Source organism: Chengkuizengella axinellae, from assembly GCF_030730905.1.
Classification (GTDB): domain Bacteria; phylum Bacillota; class Bacilli; order Paenibacillales; family KCTC-33759; genus Chengkuizengella; species Chengkuizengella axinellae.
In genome coordinates this window covers 62398-75190 of record NZ_JAVAMP010000012.1, presented here as the reverse complement: position 1 = coordinate 75190, position 12793 = coordinate 62398, and the positions used below count along the sequence as shown (strand labels likewise).

Below are 12793 nucleotides of genomic sequence, written 5' to 3'. Positions count from 1 at the left end.
TACTCCTTATAGTAAAGAAGGTAGGGAAAACCTACCTGAGACATAATTAGCAGACATTTAACTTAACCCTGTAAATAACGTATTCAACGTAGCAGTGTCTTGATTATGAGAAGGCATTGAATATAAACCGTGTCCTATAGGACATCTGCTCACGTGTTTAGAATCCGATGCCGCGAAAGATCAAAACCAAAACGAATACGTTGTTTCATGTTCACACTGAACAATATGTGGGGGATATTAATAGAGAGTTAAGAAAATTTAGTTTATGTTAGATTATCTTATTCATAAATTAATATTTAGATTCATCAACATACTGTGCTGCATCGTTCTCTTTCTTCATAATTCCCTTTAAATAAATCTCCGTCGTCTCAGATTTTTTGTGGTCCAATGTATTTTGTATATAAAGTAATGGAGCTCCACTAGCATGTGCTTCTTGAGCAAAATAGTGTCGGAACCAGTGTGGGGTAACATCTTTAGGCTTGTATTTTAGAAACTCAAACTTCGTTTGTTTAATCATATTCTTAACGTATCTGGAGAAATCAGAAGCGTTATAAGAATTACCACGGTTTGTTGTAAAAATAGGAGACTGATCATTGGGATCTAACTCTGAAGATAACCTTTTTCTAATTCTAAGTTTTTGAAGCCTTTCAAAGACTGTTTCTTTAATTAGTGCATGTCTTTCTTTTCCACCCTTAGCAATTACTTTGAGATAGCAGTTGTTTTGCCGTGGATCATAGTATAAATCGCTCCAGGTACTCTTGGCTATTTCATCGATTCTAAGCCCGGTTGTAGCAAGTAGAGTAAGAATCGCATGATTAAAAGGGTGATATTCATAAAAATCAATCAAAGCTTTCACTTGCTCATAAGTCAGATCACGTACAGGTCTATCTTTTATTCGAATCTCATTATTTAAAAAGGCTGCATATATTGGACGTTGAATATACTCCACTTGAAACAACCATTTTAAGAAACTTTTAATGATCACTACTTTTCTGGCCATAGTTGCCATTCCATAACCTATTTTTCCGTTCTTCAGCTGCGCTTCATTTTTTAGCCACTCCTGGTATCTACGTATATGCCTTTTCTCTAGATTTCGTAGTAAAGATCCTTCCGTATAGTTCAAAACATCCTCTTTGAAAAAATCTCTACTATTATATAGTAGGGAAAAGAATTGATGTAAATCTCGTATGTATTCCTTTTTGGTATTTCCTTTTTTGTTATATTCATCTTTTATATGTGAAGGTTTATGAATAAAAGCATACATCATCATCTCGTCCGTAAATCCCTCGAAAGCATTTCTTTGATGTTTCTCATTATTATCTATTTGTACCTGCAGATCAGAAACAAAAGATGAATCAGTTAAAACTTCTTTCAACTGGTTCATTTTTTGTACTGGGGTTAATTGTTTATTATTTCGATCTATAAAAAGGGGAGAAGTGTTTTGATTATCATTACTCATTCAATATCACCTAACTTATTAATAAATAATTTTTATCCATATATTAACTATAACACAATTGATATCAAAATATATATAAGTAAGTTTATATTTTAATTACTATAATGCATAAAAACAGTCCATTATTACGCATTAGTATGATTTTTAATTATAACAATTATTTAAATGATTAATATATAAATTTATAGTAATAATAAATATATCAATCATTATAAACTATATTGATTTATACATATAATAAAAGACGATCTATATGTATTTATATTATTGAATATAAAAGTTAATTATATTAATATTATAATTAATAATAATTCGATATAAAACAGGTGATTATGTAAAATTTATTTATAAAGACTGATTAATAAAAAACAATCATTAAAGATGATTGATTTTAAAATAAAGGATGGGTTTGTATGAAAAATGATAATCATCAAGATATGACAACAAAAGAAGTAGCAGATTATTTAGGATTGCAAATGCAAACTATTCATGGATATGTTCAAAATAAAAGATTAATCCCTTGGAATTATGATACTTGGAAAATAGATGGTACTTATTTATTTGAAAGATTAGAAGTAGAAAAACTTAAGACAGAAGTTCAAAAACCAGGATTAACTACATCAGATGTACTTGAATTTCTTAAACAAAAAGATATCTTTGTTTCTGAAGCAACACTCAACACTAAAATAAGATCTAATGAAGTTCCAGCAGAAATGCTTAAATTTAGAAATAGAGATACTTACTTTATTAAAGAAGAGGATTTGGATTCTATTGTAGAAATCTTTAAAAATCATAGAAAAAGAGCTAGATTCTTTAATAAAAAACTAGGGTATTATTTATTCCAGCCAATTATAAATAAAGCTACTGGGGAAGTAGCACGGGTAATTGAATTGAATGATTCAGAAGGCTTTGCAATAACTACCACTGAAAAAAAAATAGAGATTTCAGATTTGAAAATTCAAGGATTTGAACCACAAATTAATATTAAAAATGTTAAAAACAATAAAAAGGGATATATTACATTTGAATTTCCTAGACCAAGGCAGATTCAATCTAATATTTTTAATGTGCTAGATATTTTAATTAAAGAATCCGGAATAAATAACATTAGACTAGATTCTACGGAGTTTGAAATTAAGATTGAAGTAAAACCAGTTCAAATACACTTAGATAAATCATTACATCAGGAAGAAATTGAGTTATTAAATAGTAGTTTGATTGATGGAGTAATTATTGATAGACCCAATGGAATCGTATTACATAGTAAACTAACTTCTTTTCTTGCTTATGGATCTATGCAGTTAAAAGAAGAAGTAAAGAAATATGCAAAAAAGGAAAATTTATCTTTAGAAGAGTTTGTAATAAAAAGTTTAGAGGAGGCGGTGAAGAGAAGACAAGGGGAATAAGTAAAAGTCTTATCAAAGAAAATGTAAAATAGGAGTTTGATATTTAATGAAAAAGAATGATACTATTCCTGAAGAAAAGCAATATACAGAAATTATGGAAGAAATAAAATCTTCGTTTCCTAAGGGGACTGTACAAAGAAGAAGCGATAATAACAGGAGATATATCCCCATACAGGTGTATGAACATAGAATGGAAACTGCAACTAATAGTCAGTGGAGTAAAGAAGTGATTGAACTTGAAATTAACTCTGAAATGAAATTTGTTAAGTGCATAATACGTGTTTATGTAGGTGGTTATTTTCGAGATGGTATTGGACTTTCGCCTATTACACAAAGTGTTTCAAATTCCGTTGATTTAGCATCTACTGAAGCATTGAGAAATGCATTTGATTCGTTTGAGATGGGTTGGAAAGATTTACACCAATTTACTGACTGGGGAAAGAATCCAGGCATTAATATTAGTATAAATAAATTAAGCAATAACACAGATTCATTTGAATCTAATAAAATACGAAAATGTAAAAAGTGTAAAAAGAAATTATCAGAAGAAGATATTGAAATGGTTGATGACATACCAAAACTTAATATAGATTATTGTATAGAACATATTCCTGATCAATTTATTAGATAATATTGATGTTAGCTGAAAATATATAATAAAAGAATTATGGGGTTATTTTTTAAGAAGGTTTAAGTTATGCCACAAATATTAAGAAGAAAGACGATTGAAGAGGGATTGAAGAATGTTTCAACACTCTTCAATTCCAATTAAAAATATACCTTGCATCCAATAAAGAAAGAAATTCTATAGTATCATCATCAAGAAATGAGAAGTGAGTTATATATGTTTTTTCCATGTCTTCGATATTTAGCGATTCTAAATTATTATTTCTCATTTCATAATCTAAAAAGATATTGTTATTCGAATCGAATGCATATCTAAGTTCGTAATCTAACTCATTAACATACTTGCTTCCATATAAATTCTTTATATCTTCTCTAGACATTCCTACTTGTGCTCCACGAGATGTTTGATATATGTCTTTTGATTGATAGTTTAGAAAAATGAAGGCGACTAAATCTTCTCGATATCCAACTCTTACTCCAAAATCATAATCATTATAGAAGGAATCTTCCACTAATGCAGCCCCGAGTATTTCCTCAGTATCTTCTTTACTCATACCATAGCAAACCTTTTTTGAATCTTCTATTTTAATAATACATAGATCCTCTTTTGAAAGTGTATCCGGCTCTGAATATTCCTTTCCACTACACCCTATTAAAGTTAATAAAAGTAATAATACTATTAGAAAGAAATTCACCCTCATGATGAAGCACACTCCTCTTCAATTAAATATATAACTAGGATATTAAGTAGGATATTTTATAAAACTTCATAGGATACTGGATAGGTTTTTATCATTATAATCATAATTTTAAAAGTTGTAATATTCAAATGAAATTCATTGATTATTACTAAAGGCTCTTAAAATAAGTAAATATTACCCAACATAAAATTTTATTCAAATGATCCTATATTCCCAATATAGCACTATAAAAGTAATAATTAGAAAATATGTAGAGGGAAATGTAAATTGGTGTAGAATTTTGTTGAATTGTTAGATCGCTTATTGAGAAATAGATAAATTCTCAAAACAGTGTGAAAACGATTTATTTTTTAATTTTTGATTATTAGGAGGGAGAAGTTGAAGTAATGAATTGTAGCAATAGTCTGTAGATTATTTTTAGATTTTTTCAATCCAGTTTATGCGAAACCTAATTAAAGAAGAGAATGGAGGAGTTAAGTCTTATATTATTAGACTAGTTTTTTAAAAAAGAGAATTTAGTGATACTTAACACGGAAAATATATATTTTAGATAATTAGATGAAAATACAATGATCATACACTTGTTTCCGAAGAAACAGATATGGTTAAGATTATAATCTAGCTTGAAAGGGAATGAGTGGATATGAAAAAAAGTATCGTATCGTTTTGTTTTACGATCTTAATATCATGCATGGGTTTACTAAACTTAGTTCAAGCAGAGACTATCTCTGGATGGGAAGAAGGAATATTGACATCTCAAGATCGATTTTATAAATATATAAACGAGGAGAGACGATCAGTTTACACAGTAACAGACGATGATCTGGATACTGATAATTATTTAACTAGTAGTTTGTATTTTTTGATAGATTATGAAGAAGGTGTACAACATAGCCCTTTAGATATATCAGATATGAGAATATATGCAACCAGCTTAAATATAGGTACAATACCAGATAGTTTTGCCTTAGAAATATCTTTTTTTGATGTCGATGGCAACGAGCTTAGTACGGTTATTTTTGATCATACTGACCCACGCTGGAATGGTGAAAGATTTGCGATTAATGTAGAAAATGTAAATTCTATTAGGTTTACAAATTTAGTTAGTAATTTTCATGCAGGAAATCATCTGATGTATTTAAATGAAGTACAATTTTATGGTGAAGAACATGTCACTAATTCAGCGCCAGAAGTAAGTGCAGATGATGAGAACAATACAATTGTTGGTATTGACAATCCGATGGAATATAAAGTGGATGAAGAGCAAGACTATACAGTTTATGATGGAACACTACCAGATTTAAGTGGGGATCACACTGTATATGTAAGAGTGACAGCAGTAGAGGGAATAAGTCAAGCGAGTGAAGCAACAGTGCTAGCATTTACAGTGGATGAAATCCCTGAATTGCCAATTCCATCGACCCCAGCGGTAAGTGCAGATGATGAGAACAATACAATTGTCGGTATTGACGACACGATGGAATATAAAGTGGATGAAGAGCAAGACTATACAGTTTATGATGGAACACTACCAGATTTAAGTGGAGATCACACTGTATATGTAAGAGTGACAGCAGTAGAGGGAATAAGTCAAGCGAGTGAAGCAACAGTGCTAGCATTTACAGCGGATGAAATCCCTGAATTGCCAATTCCATCAACCCCAGCAGTAAGTGCAGATGATGAGAACAATACAATTGTCGGTATTGACGACACGATGGAATATAAAGTGGATGAAGAGCAAGACTATACAGTTTATGATGGAACATTACCAAATTTAAGTGGAGATCACACTGTATATGTAAGAGTGACAGCAGTAGAGGGTGTAAGTCAAGCGAGTGAAGCAACTATTCTAACATTTACTGAAAATATCAGTGAAAGTTATGTTCCAGCGATAGAAGAAATAGAATCTCTAACATATGACATAAATTTAACACCATATTGGGTAGTGTATGAAGATGACAATGGTATAAAAACAATTATGTATTTTAGTGAACTTATAGAATTTGATAGCAGAAAAGGATATCTTTCTATAACTAAATCGGACGCATCCTTTATATATGGAGATAGATGGAAAAATGATCCTAATGATCCTGAAACAGGATGGTATCAATCTATTTCAGGATTAGGTGGTACATCAGAAGATAGTACTAAGGGGATAAAACGAAGTAGTAGTGACACATGGGAATTATCATGGGCTACAGAAGATTATGTAAATAATCAAATTAGAGCTTCGTCACATGACATAGTAAGTAATAATGGTGATGGAACGGTCTATTATGTATCTGAAAATCTGTCACTTGAAATAGTCTCAGACAAAAATGTTGTCGTTAGTTCAGAAGAATTTACAGTGGAAGTATGGTTGGAGCATGGATCAGACATATATGCAGAAGACTTTTCTTTGACTTATGATGATACCCTATTTGAGTTTGTTAGTGCTACAACAACCGAAGGTTTAAATTTATATCATCAAGAACATAATGCGGGACATCTACGCTATATTATCGCTAGTAAAGGGCGTGACTACGGAATAAATGAAAATGCAGTGTTAGTTCAACTTACGTTTAGAGCAAGGGAATTAGAAGGAAATGGCACCTTTGTGATTGACAATGGAATTGTTGCGGATAAAGATGGAAATGAGTTTACACCAGTTAGATCAGGTTCAGGAATTACTGTTTATATAGTTCGAAATGCCGATGTCAACAATGATGGGAGATATTCATTAGCAGATCTTGCGATTGCTTCATACGACATGAACGTCCCTTTTGGAGAAATTATAGACGAGGATTCAGATGTAAATCATGATGGAGAAATAAATGAATTGGATTTATCTGAGGTTGTCAGCGCGATCCTTAGTGCAGATTAATCATTTTATGAAAGATCATTATTTGAGCAAATAAAGGGGGAGACCATAGAATGGTTTCCCTACTTTATATTAAGGTATCAGATTGCGTCAATATAAATAAAAAATGTTCAATATGGAGAGTTATTCATGAATAAACGTAGATTATTAATATTACTGTTAAGTTTTTTGCTGGTTATTGAACCAATGTTAATTACAAGTACAAAGTTATTTGCGGAGACTACGACATCAGAGAACACGGAAAGCAATCTCAATGAGTTATCTGATGGATTAGCAGCAGAATGGAACTTGTCTACATCGATTGAAAATGAACACGCTTTACTTGCTTGGAATTCCATTTCAAATGCAAGCAACTATAGTATCCGGAGGGCTACTTTAAAAGAGGGTCCATATGCATCCATAGCTGAAGTAGGTGAAACATCTTATATAGATGATACGGTTGTAAGCAATGTTACATACTATTATGAAGTTGTTGCAACGAATGAAGATGGTGAGATGCAATCTTCTAATATAGTATCGTTTCATAGTGAAATAGAAAATCCATCGTTTGATTTACGAACGGATAATATTGTCGTCACTAGCTTGCAACAGTTCACAATGAATGTATGGTTGAAAAATGGAAAAGACATTTATGCTGAAGATTTTCAAATCACATATGACGATACATTGTTTGAATTTGTGAGTTCCACAATATCAGAAGGACTAGAATTCTATCATCAAGATGGAGACATTGGTATTTTACGCTATATCATAGCGAGCCAAGGTCGTGACTATGGAATTAGTGAAGACTATGAATTAGTTCAACTTACTTTTAGAGCGAAACAAGTGGGTGGAACTGGCACATTTGTAATAGACAATGGGTTAGTTGCAGATAAAAACGGAAATGAGTTAATCCCTGAATGGTCCGAAACTGAAATTACGGTTGAGAGTTGGAATACTGACATAAATAATGATGGGAATCATTCAATAGGGGATCTTGCAATTGCTTCATACGATTTAGAGGTACCCTATCAGGAGATTAGTGATGTAGATTCAGATGTGAATCGGGATGGAGAGATTAATGAATTAGATTTATCTGAAATTGTAAGTGCTATTTTGAATGAAAATGAAATCGCGAATAAAAATGCAGCAGAAGTTCATCGTGAAGAGGCCGATCAAATCATAGAAGAATTTAATATCAGTGAACTTAGTACAGAGAATTATGATGAGGAGATCTTTGAAGTTATAGATTTGTATCAAGAAGCGCTTGATTATGAAAATGAAGATATGTATAAGCAAGCCTCTGATAAATATAAGGAAGCCTCTGAAGCTCTTTCACTTTTAAAAAGTGAAGTCGACCAAGAGCTAGCTCTTATGGATTCTATTTTAAAAGACCCTTCTGGTGATTATGATCATGATGGTTTGCTAAATGGGTTTGAAACAACGTTGTTAAAGAAATCTGTAAGTCCGATAAAAATGGATTCGAATGATACTGGGGTTCGTGATGCTGATAAAGATTTTGACAAAGATGAGCTGACAAACTTAGAAGAACAAGCTTTAGGCACAGATCCACTAAATGCGGATTCAGATGGAGATGGATTGACGGATGAGAGTGAAATTAGATTAGGTACAGATCCATTGGATGCGGATTCAGATGGGAATGGTATACAAGATAATGAGGAAATTTACACCAGTACATATTTAGACGATTCAAATGAAATAAAAGTAGAAATTGCAGCACAAGGTGATATTTCTGAAGTTATGTCTATTAGAGATGTAACTGATATTACAACTTATCAAAATGAGTATTCAATTTCACCAACAATTGAAATAAATATAGCAGATCGACCTTTTGAAACAGCACAAATATCTATTCCTGTTGATATGGAGCAATTAGGAAATAGAGATCCAGAAAATATAAGGATGGCTTATTTCGACACAGAAAAAATGACCTTTATCCCCCTTGAAGAGCAAGGTTTTGACCAAGAAAATAGTTTGGTATGGGGTGAAACGGATCATTTTACGATCTTTACATTATTCTACATCCCTAATTTAAGTTCAATTTGGCAAGTTCCATACCATGCAGCTGAAAGAAGTACAGAGACAGCATTTTTAGATGTCATGTTTGTCATTGATTCTTCAGGTAGCATGGATGATAATGACCCAGATGGATATCGAAAAATTGCCGCTAAAAATTTTGTGGATGGTCTCATCCCAGGAAGCCAAGTCGGTGTAGTTGTAGGAGATCGGTCTGGAGTTGTTGATTTTGATAGTGATGCAACATTAATACAGCCATTAACAGATGATCTTGAAGCTGTAAAAGAAGCCATTGACGAAATTGACTCCTCAGGAGGTACGGATATCGGATCTGGGGTCAATTTAGCAAATGAAGAACTTATTGAAAACAGTAATGATAATAGAGTGAAAGTAGAAATTCTATTAACGGATGGTGATGGAAGTTATAGTTCAACCTATAATAATGAGGCCATTCAAAATGGGATTACTATATATACCGTAGGATTAGGGGAAGGGATCAATGATAGTCTTCTAATAGATATTGCAAGTAGTACTGGAGGGCAATACTTCCATGCATCTACAGCAGAAGATTTACCATTAGTTTATAACCGAATAAGAGATATTGTTACTGATCCTGAAGATACAGATGAAGATGGGATCCCAGATATCGTTGAGACAAAAGGAATGCGTACAGGTTTGTATTTTGACCAACTAATCTATACAGATCCAAATAACCCTGATACAGATGGGGATGGATTAGTAGATGGTGAAGAGATTGGGGAAGCCTATAATACTACGCTTTTTGACGTAGAATATACATACTATCCAATGTATAGTAATCCTACTGTAAATGATACTGATGCTGATGGTTTAACTGATTATGCAGAAATCATGATACATGGCACGAGTCCATTGTCTAAAGATACGGATTATGATGATTTGGATGACTATTTGGAAGTAAACTATGTTCCTACTGTAGACGATGTTATAGATGTGCTTCATAAGAGTGAGAAGCAAGTTTCTATTTCGAGCACTGTGAATCCATATACTTCTGATCCAAGATATAAAGATACGGATCATGATGGGTATACTGACTATGAAGAATATATGGACGAAAGGCTTGAACCCAATATACCCGATAAAATCATTGATAAAGGAAATGAATATGAACTCTCTGTAGATGAAGTTTGGGAAGGTAGAGTCCATCTTTACTCTTCTGTGACTGTTCCTAATGAATCTACACTTACAATCAGACCAAAATCGCACATTATCACTTATTTACCAGGAGCAGGTATTACAGTTAAAGGAACTTTAAATGCAGGAGATTCACTCTATGATTTGGTAGATGATAGAATATATTTTTTATATGGAATTAAAGAACCACAAGACGAACGTGAAAAATATTGGAAGGGTATCGAAGCTGCTCCAAATTCAAATGTTAATTTATTTAATGTAGCAATTACGGAAGCAGAAATTGGGATACTTGTTTATCAGCAATCCAATGTTGTGTATGAATCTGGTGTTTTTTATCTTTGTTATGCTGGATTATATGTGCCAGTTCTAGGTCCGTATACTGGTTTAGGAGATGATATTCCTAACCTTACTATCGTTGATAATCATTTATTTGATTCTGGAGGATTTAAACTTCATTACAAAGTAAATGCAGAGATCAGAAATAGTCGTTTATACAGTGGATCTTTAAATATTCAGGGAACTCCTGATTCTACTTTTTTATTAAACAATGTAGATATTAATTATGTGAATGATAAGCATAAAAGTGGAAGTATAGGGATTGAAGTTAGTCAATTTAATAGTAAAAATGGTGGACCCATTGTAGAAATTAAAGATAGTAAAATCCAATATGCTGAAACAGGTATTTATGCTAAAAATTTAGGTACAAAAGTATTTGTTACAAACAGTGAAATCAGCAATAATATCATTGGTGTTGAATCATCTAAATCAGCCTTAGTAAGTCTTTTGACTGATAATAATTTATACGATAATGAGACAGATATCATATCTAATGAATCTGATGAATTTTGGACTTCTTTAGGATTAAATTTTGTTCCTGGTGTGGGTGATGCAAAAGGGTTTGTTGAGGCATTTTATGGAAAAGACCTCGTAACTGATGAAGAATTATCTTTAATTGACAGGGCAGCTAGTCTCATCTTTTTAGCTGAATTTAGAAATTTGAAAAAAGGTAAAGAAGCCATTGATGGCTATGAAAAAGTCAAGAATCTTAAAGATGAAGCTAAAGCATTATATGAGAGAACAGGGGATATCGCACTTCCTATAATAGAAAAATACGGTGATGATCTAGTACAATACTATGATAAATTCGGACATAAACTCGTTTATGCCATTCAAAGATATGGTGATGAAGGAGCCGAATTGGTAACAAAATCAGGGAAATCAGCGATTGAACTCATTTACGTATATGGTGATAAAGCTGTAGAAGGCTTAAAGGTAGCAAATTCAAGAGTGAAGACATTAGATGTCAATAATATTCAAAAATTTATTGAAGAAGGGGAGGAATTGAAGAGTACTTTATCGAAAAATAGTAGTCCCCTTACTTTTACAGCAGGTAACTATAGAGAGAATTTAAAAAGGCTTTTTGGTTGGAAACCAGATGGAAAAATACCAGCAGGTAAATTTAACGCTCATCATATTTTCCCACAGCATGTATTTGATCCAAGTAAAAATCCAGAGAATTTTAAAATTATTGATGATGTGGGTTTAAATATAAATGATCCTAGATTAATGGATTTCTGGGTAGGGGATCATCAAAAGTTTGCAGGAGCTTATAATGATGCATGGGAAGAATTTTTGGAAGATCCTCACAACAGGAATGTAGAAAGTATTATCCAGTTTGGAAGGGAGATTATGGAAGAGTATGGATTTGAGACGAGATTCTAATGGATTTAATTATAGTGACTTTTATATGATAAGAAATGCGATGCTAAAAGGTGCATTTGAACTCGGGAAGAAAGAAGCTATTTTTACAGAGGATATAATAAAAGGCAAGAAACCAGAAAAGCCAATTATTTTCCAATATTACAAAGGGAGCAGAAAAAAGGATATTATTAATGGTGGATTATCTGTCTACCTTATATCAAATGAGTTTATTAAAGTGTTGGAAGAAAATCAATTTATAGGTTGGGATACTTTCCCAATGGAAGCTTATGATAAAGAAGGAAAAACAATCGAAGGCTATTACGGGTTATTTATTACAGGTCAGTGTGGGAAAATTGATACTTCATTAAGTAAAATTGAAAATCGACCTAGTCCCATTGGGAGAATGAGACCTGTCTATGTAGGCTATTGTTTTGATCCTGATTCTTGGGACGGAAGCGATATCTTTACTGCAGAAGGATATAATGGAATCATTATTTCTAAAAAAGTAAAGGAAGCATTAGAGAAATCTGATTTAAAAATAAACAACGTTGAATTTAAAAGCCTTATGGATTTTGAAAAACGTGTTCCAAAAGACAAGATGTAAATAAAGAAATTCGCCACAGCTTCTTATGCTGTGGCTTTTCAGTGCGTTTAGGATTCTTCGTGGGATTTTTATGATGAAAATATTTTGTATCTTAAGGATGATGCTATTTAGAATTATAAAAAAGATTCATCATCACTTATAATGAAGGTAGGTTTGAGAGGCAAACAAGAAGTGTTATTGACCCAATTTAAAACAATGTTACAAAATGCAAAAGTACGAGAATTCGTTTTAAGTGAATTTTTAATT

General features: G+C 32.2%; 7 protein-coding genes. 5 read left to right on the top strand and 2 right to left on the bottom strand.

The features are described 5' to 3' along the window. Nucleotides 1-289: 289 nt before the first annotated feature. Nucleotides 290-1459, bottom strand: coding sequence for a tyrosine-type recombinase/integrase (locus tag Q5Y73_RS18805; protein WP_305993464.1), 1170 nt, complete (start codon nt 1457-1459; stop codon nt 290-292). Nucleotides 1460-1872: 413 nt separating this feature from the next. Here Q5Y73_RS18805 and Q5Y73_RS18800 point away from each other — a divergent pair, with 413 nt between their 5' ends. Both Q5Y73_RS18800 and Q5Y73_RS18795 read left to right on the top strand, forming a co-directional pair. Further along, on the top strand, nt 1873-2865 hold the full coding sequence (locus Q5Y73_RS18800) for a helix-turn-helix domain-containing protein (protein WP_305993463.1): 993 nt from the start codon (nt 1873-1875) through the stop codon (nt 2863-2865). 46 nt (nt 2866-2911) lie between these two features. Next, a complete protein-coding gene (locus Q5Y73_RS18795; protein ID WP_305993462.1) occupies nt 2912-3496 on the top strand; it encodes a hypothetical protein in 585 nt (194 codons plus the stop codon). Between the two features lie 127 nt (nt 3497-3623). Here the strand turns inward: Q5Y73_RS18795 and Q5Y73_RS18790 are convergent, their stop codons facing one another. After that, nucleotides 3624-4193 (bottom strand): hypothetical protein, encoded by a 570-nt coding sequence (locus tag Q5Y73_RS18790; RefSeq protein WP_305993461.1) that lies wholly within the window; start codon nt 4191-4193, stop codon nt 3624-3626. A 643-nt stretch (nt 4194-4836) separates the two neighbouring features. On the opposite strand from Q5Y73_RS18790, the gene Q5Y73_RS18785 reads away from it, so the two are divergent. The 3 genes from Q5Y73_RS18785 (at nt 4837) to Q5Y73_RS18775 (ending at nt 12547) form a co-directional block, all read left to right on the top strand. After that, a complete protein-coding gene (locus Q5Y73_RS18785; RefSeq protein WP_305993460.1) occupies nt 4837-7056 on the top strand; it encodes a DUF4073 domain-containing protein in 2220 nt (739 codons plus the stop codon). Between the two features lie 126 nt (nt 7057-7182). After that, nucleotides 7183-11964 (top strand): VWA domain-containing protein, encoded by a 4782-nt coding sequence (locus Q5Y73_RS18780; protein WP_305993459.1) that lies wholly within the window; start codon nt 7183-7185, stop codon nt 11962-11964. Beyond that, nucleotides 11942-12547, top strand: coding sequence for an imm11 family protein (locus Q5Y73_RS18775; protein ID WP_305993458.1), 606 nt, complete (start codon nt 11942-11944; stop codon nt 12545-12547). Before Q5Y73_RS18780 ends, Q5Y73_RS18775 begins: the two co-directional genes overlap by 23 nt. Nucleotides 12548-12793: the final 246 nt, after the last annotated feature.